The organism is Phyllobacterium sp. MT110 (genome assembly GCF_058792715.1).
Genome location: NZ_JBXAFE010000001.1, coordinates 217,406 through 239,990 on the forward strand (window position 1 = coordinate 217,406; position 22,585 = coordinate 239,990).

Below are 22,585 nucleotides of genomic sequence, written 5' to 3' on the forward strand. Positions count from 1 at the left end.
ATTTGATATAATTTGCTTGATAGCACCCCACCCCTCACGCGAGGAGATTCGCATGGCCGCTCCCCATCCGTCCAAAACCCATATCGGCAACCACAAATTGCATCCTGAAACATTGATGCTGAACTATGGCTACGATCCGGAACTGTCGGAAGGTGCGGTCAAGCCGCCGGTGTTCCTGACCTCGACCTTCGTGTTCAAATCCGCCGAGGAAGGCCGCGATTTCTTTGATTTCGTCTCCGGCCGCAAGGAGCCGCCGGCCGGCGTTGGTGCCGGCCTCGTCTATTCGCGTTTCAACCACCCCAACAGCGAAATCGTCGAGGACCGCTTGGCTGTCTATGAGCGCACGGAAAGCTGCGCGCTATTCTCCTCCGGCATGTCGGCCATTGCGACGACCCTGCTGGCCTTCGTGCGCCCGGGCGACGCGGTGCTGCATTCGCAGCCGCTCTATGGCGGCACGGAAACCCTGCTGGCGAGGACGTTCCTCAATATGGGCGTGGCTGCCGTCGGCTTTGCCGATGGCGTCAACGAAGCCTCGGTGCAGGCGGCTGCCGATGAGGCGATGAGCAAGGGCCGCGTCTCCATCATCCTCATCGAAACGCCGGCCAACCCGACCAACAGCCTGGTCGATGTGGCGATGATCCGCCGCATTGCCGACGCCATCGGCAAAAAGCAGGGGCACACGCCGGTGATCGCCTGCGACAACACCCTGCTCGGACCGGTTTTCCAGCGCCCGATCGAGCACGGCGCCGACATCTCCCTGTATTCGCTGACCAAATATGTCGGCGGCCATTCCGATCTGATCGCCGGTGCGGCGCTCGGCTCGAAGGCCGTGATGAAACAGGTCAAGGCGCTGCGCGGTGCCATCGGCACGCAGCTCGACCCGCATTCCTGCTGGATGCTCGGCCGCTCGCTGGAAACCCTGAGCATCCGCATGGAAAAGGCCGATAACAATGCGCTTGCCGTCGCGGATTTCCTGCGCGATCATCCGAAAGTGGAAAAAATCCACTATCTGCCCTATCACGATGCGAACTCACCGCTCGGCCGCACCTTTGCCGCACAATGCACCGGTGCCGGTTCCACCTTCTCGTTCGATATTCGCGGCGGCCAGCCCGCAGCCTTCAAGTTCCTGAATGCGCTGCAAATCCTCAAGCTGGCGGTCAGCCTCGGCGGCACCGAATCCCTCGCCAGCCACCCCGCCACCATGACCCATTCCGGCGTGCCCGTGGATGTGCGCCAGCGGATCGGCGTGCTCGATTCGACCATCCGGCTGTCGATCGGCATCGAACACCCCGACGATCTGATCGCCGATCTTACCCAGGCCCTGGCGGCGGCCTGACCGGCGGAGCCTCGATCACTTCCAGCGGGAAGGGCGTTGGCTCCCAGAATTTCTCCAGTTTGCATTTCTGGACAGCCAGCGCCTCCCATTCGTGCAGAATCCTGGCGATTTCGACACGGTCCCGCGCCAGTAGGGCCGGGCAGAAGGACGGCGCCAATCGCGCGAGATAGTGTTGCATGCCCGGCAATGGTTCGACGATGGATTGAGCAAGGTCCAGATTGCCTGTCGCCGTCGCAACCAGCATTTCAAAGAAGCGATCCCAGTCATAATAGTCACCGGAAGCCTCGTACTGTGTTGCCAGTGCTCGATAATGTTCAAATGTCGTTGTGGAACGAAGCTTTGGCAGAATCTTTTCTTCGAGCAGATCGAAAAGCCGCTGAACGGAGTCCGGATTCGTAGCGTCCCAATATCCTGTTTTGGGATCAGAAAGGAAATCGCCAAACCCCAATGTGATGACGTCACTTGGCGGAATCAGGAGAGCAACGACGGTTCTTGGATCAAACATCCACGGATTTCTGCAATAATCGATGTAGACGCCGCGTCGAAAGTGGTGAATGGGTTTGACGACCATGAAACGCCCGACCATTGCCAGATCATCGTGACGTTCGAGCAATGGTTTTACCATCTTGCGAATTTCAGCGCCTGTTGTCATGGTCGAGCGCCCCCCTTGTGGGCTTTTTGTTTTGGCCTCATTTCAATGATCGTGAAACCGAATGGTCCGAAGTTTTTGGCAACGGCATAGGAAATCTCCTTGATGCGGCGCAGACTTAAGCGAGTGGGACCAGTTTTAACGTCGTAAACACAGACCAGTTTCGGACTGGCCTTTTCAAAGACATCTATCCGAAGAGAATCAGCCTTCCCGCGGGTCACCTCGCCATGGTGGTATGATCCCTTTGGCATCTCGTCGTGGTACTTCATGTACGATCTTTCAGCCTGCAAGTCGGGATCTTCCATTGCTCTTATTTGGTGTTCGAGATGGGTATGGACCGCAGTGCCGTAGGTTGCAGGGCTTTTGTATGTTGATCTTGGCCCGGCCGCAAAGGCTGCAATATCGGTCTGTGTTTGGACGGTCGTGTACTTGGGGCAAAGTTTACTGGCTTCGTCCCGCTCAAGCTCCTTCATGGTGGCAAACACGCGTTGCGGGCTGCTGCCGGTATCAAACGCGTGCGCACGAAATGTGATCGACGGAATTGTGTCGTTGTCCTTGACCGCGACCGCAGAATTGTAACGGTCAAGAGCCTCTTCCAGCGGGTAGGCAAATTCTGGATCATTCAGAAATTCGAATGCGGTGATAAGGCCGCCCCATAGTCCCATTTTAGGGAATCTCAACAGGGGAAACTTCGCAGCATTCCCGCCATTCCCGTAAGGCGTAGGCTCTGGAGGAACTGGATCGCTGCCCTGAACAAAACGACCGGCCGCAGCACCTCCCCCAATACTGATCCACTGTCCACCCTCCGGTACTCCGGCTGGCTCGCGCGGCTGGTCGGGATCGTATTTCCGCAGGAGATCGATTTCCTCCTGCAGCCTGAGTTCGGCCTCCAGCAAGGCGCGCTGATAGTCGAGCTGGCGGTACTGATCGCTGCGCAGGCTGTTGGGCGGTGCGAGTTTCAGCGCCTTGAGCTGGAGCGCGTTGGCGGAAAGATGCCAGCGGAGCCGGAGGTGTCTGGAAGAATGTTCATTGTGCAAATTCATGAATACTATCCTTTAAAGGGATAATATTCCTACATCGGGTGGGAGGCCGTCAATTAGACATTGGTCGAGGTTTTCGCTGAAATATGCAAAATTTCAGGCGTGGTGGCGCCATTGATCCCGCCCGAAGTTCGGGAAAACCATGCAAGGTCCGCTGCTTTGGCTCTTGTGCGAAGCGCGGTGTCTGTGCACATTCTCCCGGCGCAACCCAAGCCTTGTGCCGATGTCCATTTACAGTTGCAGAAAGCCGATATGGTCACCCGTCTTTATACGCACCCGATCTATCTCGAGCATTTGACGCCCGTTGGCCATCCCGAGCGGCCGGACCGGCTGCGGGCGCTGAACAAGGTGCTGGAGGACAGTGTGTTCGATGCCCTGGACCGGGCGCTGGCGCCGCCGGGCGACGCGGCAACCATCCTCTACGCCCATCCGGATCATTATCTCGAGCGGGTCCGTGAGGCCATTCCGGACGCGGGAATCACCCGGGTCGATGCCGATACCTCCGTCAGCCCGAAAAGCTGGGAAGCGGCGCTTGCCGCCATCGGCGCGGCCAATGCGGCGGTCGATGATGTCTTTACCGGCCAGGCGGACAATGTCTTTGTCGCATCGCGCCCGCCGGGCCACCATGCGGAGCGCAATCGGGCCATGGGCTTTTGCCTGTTCAACAATGCGGCCATCGCCGCCCGCCACGCCCAGAAGGCGCATGGGGCGGAGCGGATCGCCATCGTCGACTGGGATGTGCACCACGGCAATGGCACGCAGGACATTTTCTGGGAAGACCCGTCCGTGCTTTACTGCTCGACCCATCAGATGCCGCTCTATCCCGGCACCGGCGCCCGGGATGAAACGGGCGCAGGTAATATCGTCAATGCGCCGCTCGCCCCCCAGACCGGGAGCGAGGATTTCCGCGAGGCGTTCAAGACGCGTATCCTGCCGTCGCTCGACAGCTTCCAGCCGGACCTGATCATCATTTCGGCCGGTTTCGATGCGCATCATCGCGATCCCCTGGCCGAGATCAATCTGGACGAGGATGATTTCGACTGGGCCACCGGCGTTTTGCTGGAAAGAGCTGGGAAGTACGCGTCGAACCGGCTTGTCAGCCTGCTGGAAGGCGGCTACGACCTCAAGGGCATGTCGCTGTCTGCCGGCGCACATATCAAACGTTTGATGAAAGGTTGAAACCATGGCCGATGTACAACCCAATGCCGATATCGCCGCCATGAGCTTCGAGCAGGCGCTCGATCAACTGGAAAAGATTGTCGATGATCTCGAGCGCGGCGATGTGCCGCTTGAGCAGTCGATCCGCATCTATGAACGCGGCGAAGCCCTGAAAAAACATTGCGATACGCTGTTGCGCGCCGCGGAGGACAAGGTCGAAAAAATCCGGCTGGGCCGCGACGGCCAGCCCGCCGGCACCGAGCCGCTCGACCCGGAATAGACCGCGGCTGTTCAGCCGGGCTGCGAGACGCTATGATGCGGCTCCGATGAGTTGGAGCAGCGTTGATGAGCTTTTTTCCCGGCAATGATCCGCAACCCGGCGACACCACGGCCGTTGATTCGATTGAAACGCTGATCATCCCGCGCACGAGCGATGTCGGCGGCCTGCAGGTTCGCCGCGCGCTGCCCACCGCCAAGCGGCGGCTTGTCGGCCCGTTCATTTTCTTTGACCGCATGGGACCGGCCATCCTGCGTCCCACCGATGCGCTCGATGTCCGGCCGCACCCGCATATCGGCCTGTCGACGGTCACCTATCTCTTTGACGGCAATATCCGTCATCGCGACAGTCTTGGCACCGAAATGGTCATCCGGCCGGGCGACGTCAATCTGATGACCGCCGGCCGCGGCATTGTCCATTCCGAACGCTCGCCGGAAGAGCTGCGCACCCAGCCGCTGCCCATATCGGGCCTGCAGACATGGCTGGCGCTGCCCGATCATCTCGAGGAAATCGACCCCACCTTTGCCAATACGGCGGCGGGCGAACTGCCGGTGCTGCGCGAGGCCGGCACGGAAGCCCGCGTTGTCATGGGAACATTCCATGGCGCGGGATCGCGGGTAAAGCAGCATGCCGAGACACTCTACGTCGATATCCGCCTGCAACCGGGCGGGCATATCCAGATACCGGCGGATGCGGCGGAAGAGCGGGCAATCTATACGCTGGATGGGTCGGTAGAGATTTCGGGCGAGAGTTTTCCTGCCGATCGCCTGCTGGCCTTCCGCGCCGGAGACGAAATTGTCGTATCGGCACCGCAGGGCGCGCATTTCATGCTGTTCGGCGGCGCGACCATGCCATCCAAGCGCTATGTCTGGTGGAATTTTGTCTCGTCATCGAAAGAGCGGATCGAACAGGCGAAAGAGGAATGGCGCTCGGGCCGCTTCGATATCGTGCCGGGCGACGAGGAAGAATTCACCCCTCTGCCTGAAAATTGACATGCGCAGCGGGAAGGCTGGACTGCTTGCTGCTTCGGCGGAATTCATCTAGGAAGCGCCAGCCTTCTGGCAAGAATTGACCTTGGAACTGGAACCTGTGCTTTGGCGAAAAAACTGGAAACACCGCTGCTCGACCGCGTCATAATCCCCGCGGATTTGCGCGCCTTGCCGGAGACCGACCTGCCGCAACTGGCACAGGAGCTGCGGGCGGAGCTGGTGGATGCCGTTTCGACCACCGGCGGCCATCTGGGAGCCGGTCTTGGCGTTGTCGAGCTGACGGTTGCGCTGCATCACGTTTTCGATACGCCGCATGACCGGATCATCTGGGATGTCGGCCATCAGGCCTATCCGCACAAGATACTGACAGGCCGCCGCGACCGTATCCGCACGCTGCGGCAGGAGGGCGGGCTTTCCGGTTTCACCAAGCGCAGCGAAAGCCAATACGACCCGTTTGGCGCCGCCCATTCCTCGACGTCCATTTCCGCCGGCCTCGGCATGGCGGTTGCCAGCGATCTCTCGGGCATCAAGCGCAATGTGATCTCGGTCATCGGCGATGGCGCCATGTCGGCGGGCATGGCCTATGAGGCGATGAACAATGCCGGCGCGCTCGATGCGCGGCTGATCGTGATCCTCAACGACAATGACATGTCGATTGCGCCGCCCACGGGCGCCATGAGTGCCTATCTCGCGCGGCTGGTCTCCGGCCGGACCTACCGCTCCATTCGCGAGACCGCCAAGCAGCTGGCGAAGAAACTGCCGAAATTCCTGCAGGAAAAAGCCCGGCTCTCGGAAGAATATGTGCGCGGTTTCTGGACCGGCGGCACGATGTTCGAGGAACTCGGCTTCTACTATGTCGGCCCGATTGACGGGCACAATCTCGATCACCTCCTGCCGGTTCTGAAAAATGTCCGCGATACGATGGATGGCCCCGTGCTGGTTCACGTGGTCACCCAGAAGGGCAAGGGCTATGCCCCGGCGGAAGCCGCCGCCGACAAGTATCATGGCGTCAACAAATTCGACGTTATCACCGGCGCTCAGGCCAAACCGCCTGCGAACGCGCCGAGCTATACCAAGATTTTTGCCACGAGCCTGATCGAGGAAGCCCGCCACGACGACAAGATCGTCGCCGTCACCGCCGCCATGCCGGGTGGCACCGGGCTCGATCTCTTCGGCGAAGTCTTTCCGGACCGGGTGTTCGACGTCGGCATTGCCGAGCAGCACGCCGTCACCTTTGCCGCGGGCCTCGCGACGGAAGGTTTCAAGCCGTTTGCAGCGATCTATTCCACCTTCCTGCAGCGCGGCTACGACCAGGTCGTGCATGACGTTTCTCTGCAGAATCTCCCCGTGCGTTTCCCGATTGACCGCGCGGGTCTGGTCGGCGCCGACGGCGCGACCCATGCAGGCTCGTTCGATACGGGCTTTCTCGCAGCCCTGCCGGGTTTCGTGGTGATGGCAGCCTCCGACGAGGCCGAGCTGCGCCACATGGTGCGCACAGCTGCGGAATATGACGAGGGTCCGATTTCGTTCCGCTATCCGCGCGGCGACGGCATCGGCATCGATCTGCCCGAACGCGGACAGATCCTGCAGATCGGCAGGGGCCGCATCATCCGCGAAGGCAGCAAGGTCGCATTGCTCTCCTTCGGCACGCGCCTGCAGGAATGCCTGGCGGCTGCCGATGAGCTGGATGCCGCAGGGCTTTCCACCACCGTTGCCGATGCCCGCTTCGCCAAGCCGCTGGATGAAGACATGATCCGCCGTCTGGCGCGCGAGCATCAGGTGCTTGTGACGGTGGAAGAGGGGGCCATTGGCGGCTTTGCCTCGCACGTCCTGCACTTCCTCAGCCGCGACGGTCTGCTTGACCATGGCTTGCGGGTCCGCACTCTGACCTTGCCGGACCTCTATCTCGATCACGCCAAGCCGGAAGCCATGTATGCGCGTTCGGGGCTCGACCGGGCCGGCATCGTCCAGACCGTCTTCGGTGCGTTCGGCCGCGACTATCTGGCAGCACCGGCCAGGGCATAGGCGGCAATGCGGCTGGATCAACTGCTTGTCGAAAAGGGCCTGTTTGCCAGCCGCTCCCGCGCGCGCGATGCCATTGTGCGCGGCACGGTCACCGTCGACAATGCGGTGGTCACCAAGCCCGGAGCAACGTTTTCCGGCATGGCCATCATCGGTGTCGACGACCCGGCAAGCGGTTACGTCTCGCGCGCCGCATTGAAACTGATTGCCGGTCTTGACCGGTTTTCCATCGATGCGCATGGCCTCGGTGCGCTGGATATCGGCGCGTCCACCGGCGGTTTCACCCAGGTCCTGCTCGAGCGCGGCGCAACGCACGTCGTTGCCGTGGATGTCGGCCACGACCAGCTGCATGACAGCCTGCGCACCGATCCGCGCGTCACCAATCTCGAAGGCCTGAATGCACGGGTGCTGTCCCGCGATCATCTGGGCGGGCAAAGCATTGGGCTGGTGGTGTCGGACGTCAGCTTCATCTCGCTGAAACTCGCTTTGCCGCCCGCATTGGAATTGGCCGAACCCGGCAGTCACTGCGTCCTCCTGGTCAAGCCGCAGTTCGAGGCCGGCCGCGAGGCGATCGGCAAGGGTGGCATTTTGCGCGATCCAATGGATGGCGAACGCGTTGCAAATGCTCTAAGGAACTGGCTGGATGGATTGCCGGGCTGGAAAGCCCTGGGGCTGTGCCCTTCGCCCATAGAGGGCGGCGATGGCAATCGCGAATATCTTCTGGCCGGTTTGAAGAGAAAAGATTGAAGAGCTGATGAGCACGCGCGTAACAATTGAGCGGATGGGCGCCGGTGGCGACGGCATTGCCGCAACGACGGCAGGCAGTGTCTATGTGCCGTTCTCGCTGCCCGGCGAGGTCGCCAATGTCGCGCTGGAAAACGGCCGTGCAACGATGATGGCCCTGCTTGAGGCATCGGCAGAGCGGATCGATCCCGCCTGCCGCCATTTTGAGGAATGCGGCGGTTGCGCGCTCCAGCATTGGCAGGACAGCGCCTATCAGGACTGGAAGCGTTCGCTGGTGCAGGACGCGCTCGGCGGGCGCGGATTGCAGTTCAAGCTCGATCCGCTCGTGCCCTGCGCGCCGCAGACCCGCCGCAGGGCAGTCTTTGCCGTCCGCACCAGCGACCATGGCGCCGTGCTCGGGTTCAATAGACACCAGAGCCACGAACTCATCGACATCACCGAATGTGCTGTCACGGTTCCGGAAATCGTTTCACGGCTGGATGACCTGCGCGAAGTGGTTGCGGTGCTGGGCGGCGGCATGAAGCCGTTCAAGCTGACGGTCACCGCCACTGCCTCCGGGCTCGACATCACCGCATCGGGATGCGGCGCGCCTGATGCTGCCAAGCGGCATGCCCTGACGAACCTTGTTCTGAAAAAGGGTTTTGCCCGGTTGAGCTTCGAGGGTGAAATCATCGTCGAGCCGAAAAAGCCGCTGGTGCATTTCGGCAAGGTTCCGGTCTATCTTCCGGCCGGCGGATTCCTGCAGGCAACCGTCGAGGCGGAGGAGGCCATGGCTGCGCTGGTGACAGGGCATCTCGCCAAGGCCAAGAAAACCCTCGATCTGTTCTGCGGCTCCGGCACGTTCGCATTGCGGATGGCGGAAAAGTCTGCCGTTCATGCCGTGGAAAGCGAACAGGTCGCGATTGATGCGCTGGATCGTGGTGCGCGTCATGTTCAGGGCTTGAAGCCGGTCAGCGTCGAGCGCCGCGATCTGTTCCGCCGGCCGTTTCTGGCGCGTGAGCTTGCGCCCTATACCGGACTGGTCTTCGATCCGCCGCGCGCCGGTGCGGAAGCCCAGGCCATCGAGATCGCAAAATCGAATGTGCCGAAAGTGGCTGCGGTGTCCTGCAATCCCGTGACGCTCGGGCGCGATCTGAGCATCCTCGTCAAGGGCGGCTACAAGATCGACCGCGTCGTCCCGATCGACCAGTTTCTCTGGTCGTCGCATGTCGAAGCCGTGGCACTGCTCTCGAAGAAATAGGCAGGAGAACGGCGGTTCAGACCGCCGTTCCACCCACGGTCATCTGGTCCATGCGCAGGTGTGGCTGGCCGACGCCGACCGGCACCCACTGGCCGCCCTTGCCGCAATTGCCCATGCCCGTATCGAGCTGCAGATCGTTGCCGATCATGGAAATGCGCTGCATGGCATCGGGGCCATTGCCGATGAGCATTGCGCCCTTGACCGGCGCGCCGATCCTGCCGTTCTCGATCATGTAGGCCTCGGTGCAGCCGAACACGAACTTGCCGGACGTGATATCCACCTGGCCGCCGCCGAACGAAACTGCATAGATGCCGTTCTTGACCGAGGCGATGATTTCTTCCGGCGTCTTGTCGCCGTCGAGCATGTAGGTGTTGGTCATGCGCGGCATCGGCGCGTGTGCATAGGATTCGCGCCGTCCGTTCCCGGTGGGCTGCATACCCATCAGGCGCGCGTTCTGCCGGTCCTGCATATAGCCGACGAGAATGCCGTCATCGATGAGAACGGTCTTGTTGGTCGGCATGCCTTCGTCGTCGACGGTCAGCGAGCCGCGACGCTCGGAAATCGTCCCGTCATCGACGACGGTAACGCCCTTCGATGCCACTTTCTGACCGAGCAGGCCGGCAAAGGCCGATGTCTTCTTGCGGTTGAAGTCGCCCTCGAGCCCGTGGCCGACCGCTTCGTGCAGCATCACGCCGGGCCAGCCGTTGGACAGGACAATATCGAATGTTCCCGCCGGGGCAGGAATGGCCTCGAGATTGACCAGAGCCTGACGCAGCGCTTCATCCGCCGCATGCTGCCATTTTTCGGCAGTGATGAACTCGCCAAAACCCTTGCGCCCGCCTGCTCCATAGGAACCGCTTTCCTGGCTGTCGCCATCGCCGACGACAACGGACACGTTGAGCCGGACCATGGGGCGGATGTCGCGGACGAAATGCCCGTCAGCACGCAGGATTTCGACCTGCTGCCACGATCCTGCCAGCGATACGCTGACCTGCCGGACCTTCGGATCCTTGGCGCGCAGATAGGCGTCGATTTCCTGCAACAGTTTGACTTTGGCTTCGAAACTGGGCGAGCCAATCGGGTTCTCGTCGCCGTAAAGACTGCGGTTGGTTCCGGGAGGGGCAGCGGTGTAGGCGCCGGCGTAGCCGGTGCGCACGGCGGAGGCGGCATCGGCGGCACGCTTGAGCGCGCCCAGCGAAAGCTCGCCCGCATGCGCATAGCCGACAGCTTCACCGGCAACAGCGCGCAGGCCAAATCCCTGATCCTGATTGAAGGTGCCGTTCTTCAGACGGCCATTGTCGAAGGCAAGACCTTCCGATTCCCGGTATTCGATGAAAAGCTCGCCGTCATCGGCGCCCTCAAGGCTTTGCTTGACGGTTTCGAGGATTTTTTCGCGCGGTGCGTCAAAACTGTCGATGAGGCTTTTCATGATCATTCATCCGTTCAGGTGATTATGAAGCGGATGTAGGGCCTCGCCCGGCCCGCTACAACAGAAAACTTATGGAGCGATCAGGGGAGGGCGTCGAAACCTTCGCCAAATCCATTGAGTTCAACGGGAATACCGATGCCTTCTTCCGGCGTCTGGAAGACGATGAAGGTTGCGGCCTTACCGGTCTTGAAGGTCTGGACCAACTGATCTTCCAGGATGACTTCCGCATAGCAGCCGTCTTCGAAGCAGCGGACGAAATAGGCGCGGCCGATATCCTTGCCATCCACGTTCAGGCCGAGCCCGTTGGGCAGGAGCACGCCGAGCGGTGCAAGCACGCGCAGGATCTTGGCCTTGTTGTCGGCGGTTTTGAGAACCACGACCGAAAGACCCATTTCCGGGCGATCCGCCGCGACGACATTCTGAATCAGGGCGCATTGCTCCGATTTCGCGCCTGCCGGCGTGTCGCACAGGATCGACCATGCGCCGTGAGTGGATTTGACCGTGCCGCTCTGCTGCGCTGCCATGGCACCGCCGGAAAAACCAGCAATGGACAGGGAAAGCAGACCGAGGGCGATGCTACGTAGCGCGAAAGAGGACATGTAGGCTCCAAAACGAATCATCCAGACGTTAAACCGCCACGGCCCGGATGAAAAGAATACCGCTCAAACACTCCCCAGCATACAGCGGCTCTGTCATCTCTGGTGTAATGCAAAAATGGCCGGATTGTGAGCCCTACACGTGTCGCCGGTCAAAATCGTCCGGAAAGTGAAAAAAGATACGTCTTTACAAGATGCTGTCATCCACAGGCGGCGCGCTGCGCGCAAAAATGCCGCACGGCATCACGTTCGCCTTCCTTGCGATGTAGGCTAATGTGTGATTTGAACGCGGCATATCGCCGGGCCACTTTTGAAGCCCGGTCTTAACGTATGGAATTGAAGCTTCATTCGGGAGATTTCTAGGTGAAGAAGAACATTGTCACGCTGATGGGTGTCCTGGGGGGCCTGTTAAGTGCCGGTACTGCATATGCTGCACAGCCTGAGCCTTGGCAGATGACGTTCCAGCCGGCAGGATCTGCCATTATGGAGCAGATCATCTGGTTCGAGCACTATACATTGTGGTTCATCGTCCCGATTACACTGTTCGTGATGGTCCTTCTGGGCTGGGTCATGATTCGCTACCGCGCCAGTGCCAATCCGGTTCCGTCCAAGACGAGCCACAACACGGCGGTGGAAGTGGTCTGGACCGTTGGTCCGGTTGTTATTCTTCTGTTCCTGGCAATTCCGTCCTTCCAGCTTCTCACCGCGCAGTATTCGCCCGAAGAAGCCAAGATGACGATCAAGGCGACGGGTTACCAGTGGTATTGGGGATATGAATACCAGGTGGGTGATGCACCGGTCTCCTTCGACTCCGTCATGCTCAAAGATGCCGATCGCGCTGCCGCAGGCAAGGAAGACCGCAAGGCCTATCCCCGTCTGCTTGCCGTGGACAATGAAATGGTTGTTCCTGTGAACACAACCGTTCGTCTTCTGGTGACGGGTGCCGACGTGATCCACTCCTTCTCGATGCCGGCCTTCGGCGTCAAGATGGATGCCGTCACCGGCCGCAGCAATGAAACATGGTTCAAGGCAGACAAGGAAGGCATGTATTATGGTCAGTGCTCGCAGATTTGCGGCAAGGATCATGCGTTCATGCCGATTGCGATCCATGTGGTTTCGCAAAGCCAGTATGATGCGTGGTTTGCTGCTGCCGGGAAGGATCTTCCAGGCGCATACAAGACACTCACCGCTAAAATCGACGCAGACAAGAACATAAACGTAGCCGGCAACTGAGCTGGTTGACGCGAATTATTGAGGAACGGGAGCACTTTGATGGCAGGTTCTGCAGCTCACGAGGACCATGGCGCCCATAAGCCGACAGGCTGGACGCGCTGGGTTTATTCGACCAACCACAAGGATATCGGCACGCTCTATCTGATCTTCGCGATCGTTGCCGGCATCATTGGCGGTTGCCTTTCGATCGCCATGCGTGCCGAGCTTCAGCAGCCCGGCATCCAGATTTTCAGCGGTCTTGCATCGATGGTCTACGGCTTCCAGGGTGACGCCGCCATCGATGGTGGCAAGCAGATGTACAATGTGTTCTCGACGGCACATGGTCTGGTCATGATCTTCTTCATGGTCATGCCTGCGCTGATCGGCGGTTTCGCCAACTGGATGGTTCCGATCATGATCGGTGCGCCTGACATGGCTTTCCCGCGCATGAACAACATCTCGTTCTGGCTGCTTCCGCCCGCGCTGCTTCTGCTCCTCCTGTCCATGTTCGTTCCGGGTCCTGCCGGCGGCTACGGCACGGGTGGCGGCTGGACCATCTATCCGCCGTATTCGACAACCGGCCAGCCCGGCCCGGCGATGGATTTTGCCATCCTGTCGCTGCACATTGCCGGTGCATCGTCGATCCTGGGTGCGATCAACTTCATCACCACGATCTTCAACATGCGTGCCCCCGGCATGACGCTGCACAAGATGCCGCTGTTTGCCTGGTCCGTGCTGATCACCGCGTTCCTGCTGCTGCTGGCTCTGCCGGTTCTGGCAGGCGGCATCACCATGCTTTTGACCGACCGCAACTTCGGCACGACGTTCTTCTCGCCGGAAGGTGGCGGTGATCCGCTGCTGTTCCAGCATCTCTTCTGGTTCTTCGGTCATCCCGAAGTGTACATCATGATCCTGCCGGCCTTCGGCATCATCAGCCACATCGTCTCGACCTTCTCGCGCAAGCCGATCTTCGGTTATCTCGGCATGGCCTATGCCATGGTTGCCATCGGCGTGGTCGGCTTCATCGTCTGGGCGCACCACATGTATACGGTTGGCCTTTCGCTCGACACACAGCGTTACTTCGTCTTCGCGACGATGGTCATCGCCGTGCCGACGGGCGTGAAGATCTTCTCGTGGATCGCGACCATGTGGGGCGGTTCCATCGAGTTCAAGCCGCCGATGGTCTGGGCAATCGGCTTCATCTTCCTGTTCACCGTTGGTGGTGTGACAGGTGTGCAGCTGGCTAATGCCGGTCTCGACCGTGCGATGCATGACACCTACTACGTGATCGCGCACTTCCATTACGTGCTGTCGCTGGGTGCTGTGTTCGGAATTTTCGCGGGCTGGTACTACTGGTTCCCGAAGATGACCGGCTACATGTACAACCACACCATTGCGCACACGCACTTCTGGGTGATGTTCGTCGGTGTTAACCTGGTGTTCTTCCCGCAGCACTTCCTCGGACTTGCCGGCATGCCGCGCCGCTACATCGACTATCCCGATGCATTCGCCGGCTGGAATGAAGTATCGTCCATCGGTTCCTACATCTCCGGTGTTGCCGTGCTGATCTTCCTCTTCGGTGTCTTCGAGGCTTTTGCCAAGAAGCGTGAAGCCGGCGCCAACCCCTGGGGTCCAGGTGCGACCACACTGGAATGGCAGCTGTCTTCGCCGCCCCCGTTCCATCAGTGGGAACAGCTTCCACGCATCAAGTAACAATACAACCGGGCCGCTGAACCCCAGCGGCCCGGGCATCTTCAAGTTGAAACGACCGAAACAACAAGACTGATCGAATGGCCCTGATTGAGAAAAATGCAACCGTAGATACCGCGATTGGCCTGTCTGAAGCCAATGCGTCGGACTATATTGCCTTGCTCAAGCCGCGCGTGATGTCACTGGTTGTCTTCACCGCCATTGTCGGCATGATGGCCGCGCCCGGTCATATCAATCCCATTCTCGGTGTTATCGCCATTCTCTGCATCGCCGTCGGTGCCGGAGCCTCCGGCGCGCTGAACATGTGGTACGATTCCGATATCGATGCCGTGATGAAGCGCACCGCCAACCGTCCCATTCCGGCCGGCCGGATCACGCGCGAAGAGGTACTGACCTTCGGTCTGCTGCTGTCCGCGTTCTCGGTGGTCACGCTCGGCCTTTTCGTCAATCTTCTCTCCGCGTTCCTGCTGGCCTTCACCATCTTCTTCTATGCGGTGGTCTATACGATGTGGCTGAAGCGCTCGACGCCGCAGAACATCGTCATCGGCGGAGCTGCGGGTGCATTTCCGCCCATGATCGGCTGGGCTGCCGTGACCAATTCGGTCGGCATCGAAAGCATCGTGCTTTTTCTCATCATCTTCCTGTGGACGCCGCCGCATTTCTGGGCGCTGTCGCTGTTCATGTCGGATGATTACGAGAAAGCCAAAATCCCGATGATGCCCAATGTCATGGGCGAAGCGTCGACGAAGTTCCAGATTTTCCTCTATACGCTGCTGGTAGCGCCGGTTGCCGTGCTGCCATGGGTCATGGGCTTTGCCGGCATTGTCTATGGCGTGTTTTCCGTCGGCGCCGGAGCAATGTTCCTTTTCTACGCCTGGACCGTCTGGCGTGCGCCGGTTGGCGCGCCGATGATCAAGCCGGCGAAGAAGATGTTCGCTTTCTCGATCTTCTATCTCTTTAGTCTCTACGCCGTACTTCTCGGCGAAATCCTTGTGCGCAAAGCACTTTTCCTGGCAGGTGCATGACATGAGTGATGATCGCGTTACACTGACACCCAAACAGAAAAGGGCGCAGCGCAGCCGCTCCATCGCGCTTGCCCTGGCCTTGGCCGCGTTCGTGATCCTCGTTTATGTCGGCACATGGGCCAAGCTCGGTGCCAGGATTCTCGAACGGCAGATGTGATGAGCGCTCCTGTGGAAGATAACCAGACACCAGCCGCGGATAGCACCCCTGCGCCAAAGCGCCGGGTTTCCGACCGGACAATCGCGATTTCCTGCCTTGCCTTTTTCTTCGGCATGGTGGGCATGGCTTTTGCGGCCGTGCCGCTCTACGCCATGTTCTGTCAGGTGACCGGTTATGGCGGCACGACCCAGCGGGTCGAGCAGATGTCCGACACGATCCTCGACAAGAAGATCACGGTTCGCTTCGACGCCAATACATCCGATGGGTTGGCGTGGCAGTTCAAGCCTGTGCAGCGCGAAGTGACGATGAACATTGGCGAGACCAAGCTCATTCACTATGAAGCGATCAACAAGCTGGACAAGCCGTCTGCCGGCCGTGCAGCCTTCAATGTCACGCCGCAGGCCGCCGGTGCCTATTTCAACAAGGTCGAGTGCTTCTGCTTCACCGACACCGTCCTGAAGCCGGGCGAAGACATGCAGATGCCCGTCGTTTTCTTCGTCGATCCGGATATCGTCAATTCGGAAGAACTGAAGGGCGTCAACACGATTACCCTGTCCTACACATTCTTTCCGATCGCGATGCCGGCACCGGTTGCCGCCAGTGCGGACGTGAAGAAAGACAAGCCGTCGGGACAGCTTTGAACTTGCGCTGACATTTTGTCAGTGGCTAAACAGATGAATAGAACTTGCGGGGGTTAAAATGGCCGAAGCGCACACAAAGAACCACGACTACCACATTATCGACCCAAGCCCATGGCCGTTCCTAGGCTCTGTCGGTGCTTTTGTCATGGCTATCGGCGGCATCGCTTACATGCGCTATCACAGCGGCGGGGAATTGCCGCTCTTTGGGCATAACCTGGCACAGCCATGGTTGTTCTTCATCGGCCTGGCCATCGTTCTCTACACCATGTTCGGCTGGTGGTCGGATACCATCCGGGAGAGCAAGGAAGGGCACCACACCCGCGTCGTTTCCCTGCACCTGCGCTATGGCATGATCATGTTCATCGCGTCGGAAGTGATGTTCTTCGTTGCCTGGTTCTGGGCCTTCTTCGATGCCAGCCTGTTCCCGGGCGAGGCAGAGCAGGTTGCCCGTGCGGCATTCACTGGCGGTCACTGGCCTCCCAAGGGCATCGAAGTTCTCGATCCGCTGCATCTGCCGCTGTACAACACCATCATCCTGCTGCTGTCCGGTACGACGGTCACCTGGGCGCACCATGCGCTGATCCATAAGGACCGCAAGGGCCTGATCACCGGCCTGACGCTGACTGTCCTGCTCGGCATGCTCTTCTCGTTCGTGCAGGGCTACGAGTACATGCACGCACCGTTCGCGTTCAAGGATTCGATCTACGGCGCGACGTTCTTCATGGCCACGGGTTTCCATGGCTTCCACGTGATCATCGGAACGATCTTCCTGCTGGTCTGCCTGTTGCGCGCCATGCGCGGCGATTTCACCCCGCAGAAGCATTTCGGCTTTGAGGCTGCCGCCTGGTACTGGCACTTCGTCGACGTGGTCTGGCTGTTCCTGTTCTTCTCGATCTACGTCTGGGCCTCATGGGGCGCGACGCTGGCCGTTGAATAAGCAAGCCGCTGCAAACAGAAATAAAGAGGGCGGTCATGGAAACATGGCCGCCCTTATTGTTTGGGCACAATCCCGATGAGGGGCGGGTGCTTCAACTTATCGACTGGACAGAGGGGTGCAATGGCGTCACTAATCGCGCAATGGATGAAATCTGGGCGCTGGTCCAGGATGGAACACCGATCGAGACCAACCCATGAGTGAAGACAGAGCCCTTTATCCGCCAGTTGACCCGTTCACTGCGGGCGTCAAGGCACGTTGCCCCCGCTGCGGGCAGGGCAAGCTGTTCGATGGTTTTCTGACACCGGCCCGGCAATGCTCCAGCTGCGGGCTCGATTATTCCTTTATCGATTCGGGCGATGGTCCGGCCGTGCTGGTGATGCTGCTGATCGGGTTCATCGTCGTCGGTCTGGCGCTGTGGATGGAAGTCACGCTCGATCCGCCGCTTTGGGTGCATTTCATCCTGTGGATTCCGCTGGCGCTTGTGCTTTGCCTGACCGCTCTGCGCTGGATGAAAGGTGTCCTGATTGCCCTTCAATACAAACACAAGGCTGCGGAAGGGCGTCTTGATATTCCCGCGGCCCATGAGTGATATCGCAATGCCAGTAAGGCCCACCCGGTTTCCATGGATCACGCTGAGCCTCAGCGCTATCCTCTTTGTCATTCTGATCGGGCTCGGTACCTGGCAGGTGGAACGCCTGCAATGGAAGGAAGCGCTGCTGGCAACCATCGCCGCGCGCACCCATTCCGCACCGCAGCCGCTGGCGGAGATCGAAAAGATCTGGGCGCAGGACCATGATGTCGAATACCGTCCCGTGACAGTCGCCGGGCGCCTGCTCAATGACCGCGAGCGGCATTTCTTCGCCACCTATGAGGGCTATTCCGGTTACTTCATCTATACGCCGCTGCAACTCGACGATGGCCGGGCGGTTTTCGTCAACCGCGGCTTCGTGCCCTACGACCAGAAGAACGCGTCGACACGCCAACAGGGCGAAGTGACGGGACCGGTGACCGTCACCGGGCTTGCGCGCAATCCGTTGGCAGGAAAACCGTCCTCCATTCTTCCCGATAATGATCTCGTCAAGAACATCTATTTCTGGAAAGACCTGCCTGTTATGGCGGCGCAGTCCAGCATCAATCCCGAACAGCTGGTGCCGTTCTTCATCGATGCAGATAAAACGCCCAATCCCGGCGGCTTTCCCATCGGCGGTGTCACCATCATCGATCTTCCCAACAGCCATCTGCAATATGCGGTCACGTGGTATGGTCTGGCGGCGACGCTGCTGACCATCGTGATCATCTCCATGGTGCGGCGCAGGCAGGGCGACAAAGCAGAAACTCAACCTTCGGACTTGACTTCCCGTTGATTGCCGCCCAATTCCATGGGCACATCCAACGCTTCGACTTCCGCGAGACCTATGACCATGGCTGACAAGAAACCACTGACAATCCGCCTGTGCGGACCGCGCGGATTTTGCGCCGGGGTGGATCGCGCCATCCAGATCGTCGTCCTGGCACTGAAGAAATATGGCGCACCGGTCTATGTCCGGCACGAGATCGTGCACAATCGCTATGTGGTGCAGGGCCTGCAGGCGCGCGGTGCCGTTTTCGTCGAAGAACTCGACGAAATCCCGGCAGAACATCGCAGCCAGCCCGTGGTTTTCTCTGCGCATGGCGTGCCGAAGTCGGTGCCGGAAGACGCGGAACACAAGAACCTGTTTTATCTCGATGCCACCTGTCCGCTTGTCTCCAAGGTGCACAAGCAGGCCATGCGCCATCAGCGGCTTGGGCGCCACGTCATTCTGGTCGGCCATTCCGGTCATCCTGAAGTCATCGGAACGATGGGGCAATTGCCGGAGGGCGCGGTTACATTGATCGAAACCATCGAAGACGCTGAGAACTATCAGCCGGCGGACCCGAAAAACCTCGGCTTCGTCACGCAGACGACGCTGTCGGTCGATGACACTGCCGGGATCATCGCTGCCTTGCAGAGTCGCTTTCCGGATTTGACCGCGCCGGCCGCCGAATCCATTTGCTATGCCACGACGAACCGTCAGGACGCTGTGAAAGCAGCGGCGCCCGGTTGCGATCTGTTCCTCGTCGTCGGTGCGCCGAATTCGTCCAATTCGAAGCGGCTGGTCGAGGTTGCAGAGCGCTCCGGTGCTTCGCAATCGCTGCTGGTGCAGCGGGCCGCGGATATCGACTGGGACCTGATCGGCGATATTGCGACCGTCGGCCTCTCCGCCGGTGCGTCCGCACCTGAAATCATCGTCGATGAAATCATCCAGTCCTTTTCGGAGCGCTATTCCGTGTCGATTGAACTTGCCGAGACGACCATCGAAACCGAGAATTTCCATGTCATGCGCGATCTGCGCGATGTGGAACTGACCAGCGGCGACATGGCATTCGTCAACGGAAGTCACTGATTATGGCTGTCTATACCGATATCAACGAAATCGATCTCGCGCACTTCCTTCGGGATTATGACATCGGCAACCTGCTCTCCTACAAGGGCATCGCCGAAGGCGTCGAGAATTCCAACTATCTGCTGCATACGAGCAAGGGCTCCTACATCCTGACGCTCTATGAAAAGCGGGTGAACAGCAATGATCTGCCGTTCTTTCTGGGGCTGATGCAGCACCTTGCGGGGAAGGGGATCAGCTGTCCCTTGCCCGTCGGGCAGAAGAACGGTTCCAGCATCGGCGAACTCGCGGGCCGCCCGGCCGCCATCGTCACCTTCCTTGAAGGCATGTGGATGCGCAGGCCCACGGTGCAGCACTGCCACGCGCTGGGAGAGGCGCTGGCGCGCATGCACGTGGCGGGGGCGGATTTCCCCATGCGCCGCAAGAACGCGCTCTCTGTCGCCGGCTGGCGGCCATTGTGGAACAATTCAAAGGCCAATGCCGACCGGGTCGAGCCGGGCCTCGCCAGCGAGACCGAAGCCGATCTGGCTTTCTTCGAAGCCCATTGGCCGCAACACCTGCCGGCCGGTGTCATCCATGCCGATCTTTTCCCGGATAACGTGTTCTTTCTCGGCGACAAGCTTTCCGGCCTGATCGATTTCTATTTCGCCTGCACGGATCTGCTCGCCTATGATGTTGCGGTCTGCCTGAATGCCTGGTGCTTTGAAAAGGACCATTCCTTCAATCTGACCAAGGGCACGGCATTGCTGCGCGGTTATAATTCCGTTCGCCCGCTGTCGGCGGAGGAGGCGGAAAGCCTGCCCATCCTCGCGCGCGGCTCGGCGCTGCGTTTCATGCTCACCCGGCTCTATGACTGGCTGACCGTTCCCGAGGGCAGTTTCGTCGTCAAGAAGGACCCGATGGAATATGTCCGCCGCATGCGCTTCCATCGCCAGATCAAATCCGCCGAAGAATATGGCCTTCTGCCAGCGGGTGCCGCCTCGTGAAGTCGATACAGGTTTTTACCGACGGCGCCTGTTCCGGCAATCCCGGCCCTGGCGGCTGGGGCGCAGTCCTGCGCTGGAACGGCAATGAGAAAGAGCTTTCCGGCGGTGAAGCGGATACCACGAACAACCGCATGGAGCTGATGGCGGCCATTGCCGCGCTCAATGCGCTGAAGGAGCCTTGTTCGGTCGATCTCTATACGGATTCGGTCTATGTCCGTGATGGCATTTCCGGCTGGATCGAGGGCTGGAAACGCAACGGCTGGAAAACCGCCGCCAAGAAGCCCGTGAAGAATGCCGAGCTTTGGCAGGCGCTTGATGAGGCACGCAAGCGCCACAAGGTTGTCTGGCACTGGGTCAAGGGCCATGCGGGGCACCCGGAGAACGAGCGTGCCGACGAGCTTGCCCGAACCGGCATGGCGCCGTTCAAAAACAGATCCTGAGCAAACAAAAGGGCCGGTCAGACCGGCCCCTTGCATGGGTTGGCTCTGTCGCTGTTTACAGCTGGCCGAGCAGGGTCGCTGCACTTGAGGTCACAGCCTGACCGGGCGAGTCCTCGATGTTGAGTTCTTTGACCACGCCATCCTCAACCAGCATGGAATAGCGCTTGGAGCGCACGCCCATCGTGCCGGCAGCAAGGTCGATATCCAGGCCGACAGCCTTGGTGAAGGTCGCATTGCCATCGGACAGGTACTGGATCTTGCCTTCGCCATTGGTGGCCTTGGCCCATGCGCCCATCACATGCGGATCGTTGACGGCGACAACGGCGATGGTGTCGACGCCCTTGGCCAGAATGGCATCGCGGTTTTCAAGATAACCCGGCAGATGGTTCATGCTGCAGGTCGGGGTGAAGGCACCCGGTACAGCGAAAAGCACCACCTTCTTGCCCTTGAACAGGGTGTCCGAGCTGACTTCGCTGACACCGTCATCGGATTTTGTCTTGAACGTGGCGTCCGGCAAACGCTCGCCTACCTTGATTGTCATGAATTGGCTCCATATGAACAAAATTAGCCCTATGCAGATAGGGCGTGCATGACCAAAAGTCGAGAGTAGACCGGTGCTATTCCTGTGCCTCAAGCTTGCCTGAAACCGCCTTCTCGCCCTGGACCAGGGTGTAGTTCAGCGTCACGGCCTTCTTGTCCTTGCCGGTGAGAACCGGCACCGAGAACACGGCGGTTGCCGCCTCGCGGCTTTTCAGTTTCGCCATGCCGAACGTCACGCCGCCCTCGCCGGCAACGAAGAGGTCGGTCTGCGGCTGATCCGTCGGCAGCTGAACGGTAACCTTGACATGATCATCCCGGCGCACGGCACTTTTCACGCCGAACGAAGCCGATGCCTTGTCGGGCAGGGCGGCAAATGCATCGCTGACAAGCGTTTTCGTCAGCGCGTCCGACGGGCTGTTGTCGATGGAAATATCGAATTCGGCGGTGACGGGAATGCAGATCGCCTCGCAGATGCCGAGAAACGCATGGCCCTTGAACTGAGCGGGTTTGGAGGGGTCGGCGAGTGTCAGGATAACCGGCAGCGCCACGGATTTCTTGTATCCTGACCACTTCGAAGTGCCGTCCTCAAACCGGTGTGGCGCAGGGAACCCGAGCGAATAGCTCTTGATGTTGCCCTCCTGGGAGAGTGCGAGTTCCGGCGGCACACCGGCATCGCCGGGCTCGCGCCAATAGGTTTTCCAGCCCGGATCAAGATTGATCTGTACCGCGCCGTGTACCTCGCTCACGCCCTTCTGGGGATTGTCGACAATCAGCCGGACGCTGCCGCCGGGTGTCTTTGTCCACTCGGAGGTTCCAGCCTGCGACGGCGAGGCAAAAGCCGCAACAGTCAACGCTGCAGCAAGAAAAATGGGCATGTTCGTGTTCATGCGCGGACCATTGCAGGCCTTTTCGGCCTTATCAAGGATGTCACGGAATTTGCTCATCATTTCTATGTGAGGCGCGCGTTATATCCTGCGCGAACGCGCATGGATTGCGGCTCTTTTACAATTCCTCGTTCAAAACCGTTGTCATTTGCG

At 59.7% G+C, this 22,585-nt stretch carries 24 protein-coding genes; 18 read left to right on the top strand and 6 right to left on the bottom strand.

The features are described 5' to 3' along the window. Positions 1-52 precede the first annotated feature (52 nt). On the top strand, positions 53-1,336 hold the full coding sequence (locus AC1Q5O_RS01085) for a cystathionine gamma-synthase family protein (RefSeq protein ID WP_492561622.1): 1,284 nt from the start codon (positions 53-55) through the stop codon (positions 1,334-1,336). Here the strand turns inward: AC1Q5O_RS01085 and AC1Q5O_RS01090 are convergent. Further along, positions 1,311-1,988, bottom strand: coding sequence for a hypothetical protein (locus tag AC1Q5O_RS01090; protein ID WP_492561623.1), 678 nt, complete (start codon positions 1,986-1,988; stop codon positions 1,311-1,313). The genes AC1Q5O_RS01085 and AC1Q5O_RS01090 overlap by 26 nt on opposite strands. After that, positions 1,985-3,028 (bottom strand): hypothetical protein, encoded by a 1,044-nt coding sequence (locus AC1Q5O_RS01095; protein WP_492561624.1) that lies wholly within the window; start codon positions 3,026-3,028, stop codon positions 1,985-1,987. Before AC1Q5O_RS01095 ends, AC1Q5O_RS01090 begins: the two co-directional genes overlap by 4 nt. A 249-nt stretch (positions 3,029-3,277) precedes the next feature. Here AC1Q5O_RS01095 and AC1Q5O_RS01100 point away from each other — a divergent pair, with 249 nt between their 5' ends. The 6 genes from AC1Q5O_RS01100 (at position 3,278) to AC1Q5O_RS01125 (ending at position 9,455) form a co-directional block, all read left to right on the top strand. Continuing rightward, positions 3,278-4,204 carry a histone deacetylase family protein gene (locus tag AC1Q5O_RS01100; RefSeq protein WP_492561625.1) on the top strand — a complete coding sequence of 309 codons (927 nt, stop codon included), beginning with the start codon at positions 3,278-3,280 and terminating at the stop codon, positions 4,202-4,204. 4 nt (positions 4,205-4,208) lie between these two features. Continuing rightward, complete coding sequence (locus AC1Q5O_RS01105) at positions 4,209-4,463, top strand: exodeoxyribonuclease VII small subunit (RefSeq protein WP_105736989.1); 255 nt, start codon at positions 4,209-4,211, stop codon at positions 4,461-4,463. Positions 4,464-4,528: 65 nt separating this feature from the next. Further along, the gene (locus AC1Q5O_RS01110; RefSeq protein ID WP_492561626.1) at positions 4,529-5,452 is read left to right on the top strand and encodes a pirin family protein; all 924 of its coding nucleotides are present in this window, start codon (positions 4,529-4,531) and stop codon (positions 5,450-5,452) included. A gap of 102 nt (positions 5,453-5,554) precedes the next feature. After that, positions 5,555-7,474, top strand: a complete 1,920-nt coding sequence (dxs, locus tag AC1Q5O_RS01115; protein WP_346306388.1) for a 1-deoxy-D-xylulose-5-phosphate synthase — start codon at positions 5,555-5,557, stop codon at positions 7,472-7,474. A gap of 6 nt (positions 7,475-7,480) precedes the next feature. Further along, positions 7,481-8,218 carry a TlyA family RNA methyltransferase gene (locus AC1Q5O_RS01120; protein WP_492561627.1) on the top strand — a complete coding sequence of 246 codons (738 nt, stop codon included), beginning with the start codon at positions 7,481-7,483 and terminating at the stop codon, positions 8,216-8,218. A gap of 7 nt (positions 8,219-8,225) precedes the next feature. Further along, positions 8,226-9,455 (top strand): class I SAM-dependent RNA methyltransferase, encoded by a 1,230-nt coding sequence (locus tag AC1Q5O_RS01125; protein WP_464662926.1) that lies wholly within the window; start codon positions 8,226-8,228, stop codon positions 9,453-9,455. 16 nt (positions 9,456-9,471) lie between these two features. Here AC1Q5O_RS01125 and tldD read toward each other — a convergent pair whose 3' ends face one another. Together tldD and AC1Q5O_RS01135 are read right to left on the bottom strand one after the other, a co-directional pair. After that, complete coding sequence (tldD, locus tag AC1Q5O_RS01130) at positions 9,472-10,884, bottom strand: metalloprotease TldD (protein ID WP_492561628.1); 1,413 nt, start codon at positions 10,882-10,884, stop codon at positions 9,472-9,474. An 80-nt stretch (positions 10,885-10,964) separates the two neighbouring features. After that, a complete protein-coding gene (locus AC1Q5O_RS01135) occupies positions 10,965-11,483 on the bottom strand; it encodes an invasion associated locus B family protein (protein ID WP_223611539.1) in 519 nt (172 codons plus the stop codon). 384 nt (positions 11,484-11,867) lie between these two features. Between AC1Q5O_RS01135 and coxB the strand changes: the two genes are divergently transcribed. The 11 genes from coxB to rnhA all read left to right on the top strand — a co-directional run bounded on the left by coxB (position 11,868) and on the right by rnhA (position 21,008). Then, complete coding sequence (gene coxB / locus AC1Q5O_RS01140; protein WP_105737343.1) at positions 11,868-12,713, top strand: cytochrome c oxidase subunit II; 846 nt, start codon at positions 11,868-11,870, stop codon at positions 12,711-12,713. A 39-nt stretch (positions 12,714-12,752) separates the two neighbouring features. After that, positions 12,753-14,405 carry a cytochrome c oxidase subunit I gene (ctaD, locus tag AC1Q5O_RS01145; RefSeq protein WP_346306384.1) on the top strand — a complete coding sequence of 551 codons (1,653 nt, stop codon included), beginning with the start codon at positions 12,753-12,755 and terminating at the stop codon, positions 14,403-14,405. A 77-nt stretch (positions 14,406-14,482) separates the two neighbouring features. After that, positions 14,483-15,427: a heme o synthase gene (gene cyoE, locus AC1Q5O_RS01150; RefSeq protein ID WP_492561629.1), complete on the top strand. Its 945-nt coding sequence runs from the start codon at positions 14,483-14,485 to the stop codon at positions 15,425-15,427. A gap of 1 nt (position 15,428) precedes the next feature. Continuing rightward, complete coding sequence (locus tag AC1Q5O_RS01155) at positions 15,429-15,584, top strand: cytochrome c oxidase system small membrane protein (protein ID WP_165401776.1); 156 nt, start codon at positions 15,429-15,431, stop codon at positions 15,582-15,584. Then, positions 15,584-16,225 carry a cytochrome c oxidase assembly protein gene (locus AC1Q5O_RS01160; protein WP_403170395.1) on the top strand — a complete coding sequence of 214 codons (642 nt, stop codon included), beginning with the start codon at positions 15,584-15,586 and terminating at the stop codon, positions 16,223-16,225. The genes AC1Q5O_RS01155 and AC1Q5O_RS01160 overlap by 1 nt, the downstream gene beginning before the upstream one ends. A gap of 58 nt (positions 16,226-16,283) precedes the next feature. Beyond that, positions 16,284-17,162 (top strand): cytochrome c oxidase subunit 3, encoded by an 879-nt coding sequence (locus tag AC1Q5O_RS01165; protein ID WP_223611535.1) that lies wholly within the window; start codon positions 16,284-16,286, stop codon positions 17,160-17,162. A gap of 193 nt (positions 17,163-17,355) precedes the next feature. Next, positions 17,356-17,751, top strand: a complete 396-nt coding sequence (locus AC1Q5O_RS01170; protein ID WP_223611534.1) for a DUF983 domain-containing protein — start codon at positions 17,356-17,358, stop codon at positions 17,749-17,751. A gap of 7 nt (positions 17,752-17,758) precedes the next feature. Beyond that, the gene (locus AC1Q5O_RS01175; protein WP_492561630.1) at positions 17,759-18,526 is read left to right on the top strand and encodes an SURF1 family protein; all 768 of its coding nucleotides are present in this window, start codon (positions 17,759-17,761) and stop codon (positions 18,524-18,526) included. Positions 18,527-18,577: 51 nt separating this feature from the next. Beyond that, entirely contained in the window at positions 18,578-19,585 is a 1,008-nt protein-coding gene (ispH, locus tag AC1Q5O_RS01180) for a 4-hydroxy-3-methylbut-2-enyl diphosphate reductase (protein WP_346306381.1), read from the top strand. 2 nt (positions 19,586-19,587) lie between these two features. Further along, entirely contained in the window at positions 19,588-20,568 is a 981-nt protein-coding gene (locus tag AC1Q5O_RS01185; protein ID WP_403170403.1) for a homoserine kinase, read from the top strand. Next, entirely contained in the window at positions 20,565-21,008 is a 444-nt protein-coding gene (gene rnhA / locus AC1Q5O_RS01190) for a ribonuclease HI (RefSeq protein ID WP_492561631.1), read from the top strand. Before AC1Q5O_RS01185 ends, rnhA begins: the two co-directional genes overlap by 4 nt. A gap of 55 nt (positions 21,009-21,063) precedes the next feature. Here rnhA and AC1Q5O_RS01195 read toward each other — a convergent pair whose 3' ends face one another. Together AC1Q5O_RS01195 and AC1Q5O_RS01200 are read right to left on the bottom strand one after the other, a co-directional pair. Beyond that, positions 21,064-21,549, bottom strand: a complete 486-nt coding sequence (locus tag AC1Q5O_RS01195) for a peroxiredoxin (protein WP_223611529.1) — start codon at positions 21,547-21,549, stop codon at positions 21,064-21,066. Positions 21,550-21,625: 76 nt separating this feature from the next. Beyond that, positions 21,626-22,492: a protein-disulfide reductase DsbD domain-containing protein gene (locus AC1Q5O_RS01200; RefSeq protein WP_492561632.1), complete on the bottom strand. Its 867-nt coding sequence runs from the start codon at positions 22,490-22,492 to the stop codon at positions 21,626-21,628. Positions 22,493-22,585 lie beyond the last annotated feature (93 nt).

Coding starts and splice junctions, on each gene's coding strand:
- AC1Q5O_RS01085 (WP_492561622.1), top strand. CDS start 53: ATGGCCGCTCCCCATCCGTCCAAAACCCATATCGGCAACCACAAATTG.
- AC1Q5O_RS01090 (WP_492561623.1), bottom strand. CDS start 1,988: ATGACAACAGGCGCTGAAATTCGCAAGATGGTAAAACCATTGCTCGAA.
- AC1Q5O_RS01095 (WP_492561624.1), bottom strand. CDS start 3,028: ATGAATTTGCACAATGAACATTCTTCCAGACACCTCCGGCTCCGCTGG.
- AC1Q5O_RS01100 (WP_492561625.1), top strand. CDS start 3,278: ATGGTCACCCGTCTTTATACGCACCCGATCTATCTCGAGCATTTGACG.
- AC1Q5O_RS01105 (WP_105736989.1), top strand. CDS start 4,209: ATGGCCGATGTACAACCCAATGCCGATATCGCCGCCATGAGCTTCGAG.
- AC1Q5O_RS01110 (WP_492561626.1), top strand. CDS start 4,529: ATGAGCTTTTTTCCCGGCAATGATCCGCAACCCGGCGACACCACGGCC.
- AC1Q5O_RS01120 (WP_492561627.1), top strand. CDS start 7,481: ATGCGGCTGGATCAACTGCTTGTCGAAAAGGGCCTGTTTGCCAGCCGC.
- AC1Q5O_RS01125 (WP_464662926.1), top strand. CDS start 8,226: ATGAGCACGCGCGTAACAATTGAGCGGATGGGCGCCGGTGGCGACGGC.
- tldD (WP_492561628.1), bottom strand. CDS start 10,884: ATGAAAAGCCTCATCGACAGTTTTGACGCACCGCGCGAAAAAATCCTC.
- AC1Q5O_RS01135 (WP_223611539.1), bottom strand. CDS start 11,483: ATGTCCTCTTTCGCGCTACGTAGCATCGCCCTCGGTCTGCTTTCCCTG.
- coxB (WP_105737343.1), top strand. CDS start 11,868: ATGGGTGTCCTGGGGGGCCTGTTAAGTGCCGGTACTGCATATGCTGCA.
- ctaD (WP_346306384.1), top strand. CDS start 12,753: ATGGCAGGTTCTGCAGCTCACGAGGACCATGGCGCCCATAAGCCGACA.
- cyoE (WP_492561629.1), top strand. CDS start 14,483: ATGGCCCTGATTGAGAAAAATGCAACCGTAGATACCGCGATTGGCCTG.
- AC1Q5O_RS01155 (WP_165401776.1), top strand. CDS start 15,429: ATGAGTGATGATCGCGTTACACTGACACCCAAACAGAAAAGGGCGCAG.
- AC1Q5O_RS01160 (WP_403170395.1), top strand. CDS start 15,584: ATGAGCGCTCCTGTGGAAGATAACCAGACACCAGCCGCGGATAGCACC.
- AC1Q5O_RS01165 (WP_223611535.1), top strand. CDS start 16,284: ATGGCCGAAGCGCACACAAAGAACCACGACTACCACATTATCGACCCA.
- AC1Q5O_RS01170 (WP_223611534.1), top strand. CDS start 17,356: ATGAGTGAAGACAGAGCCCTTTATCCGCCAGTTGACCCGTTCACTGCG.
- AC1Q5O_RS01175 (WP_492561630.1), top strand. CDS start 17,759: ATGCCAGTAAGGCCCACCCGGTTTCCATGGATCACGCTGAGCCTCAGC.
- ispH (WP_346306381.1), top strand. CDS start 18,578: ATGACCATGGCTGACAAGAAACCACTGACAATCCGCCTGTGCGGACCG.
- AC1Q5O_RS01185 (WP_403170403.1), top strand. CDS start 19,588: ATGGCTGTCTATACCGATATCAACGAAATCGATCTCGCGCACTTCCTT.
- AC1Q5O_RS01195 (WP_223611529.1), bottom strand. CDS start 21,549: ATGACAATCAAGGTAGGCGAGCGTTTGCCGGACGCCACGTTCAAGACA.
- AC1Q5O_RS01200 (WP_492561632.1), bottom strand. CDS start 22,492: ATGAGCAAATTCCGTGACATCCTTGATAAGGCCGAAAAGGCCTGCAAT.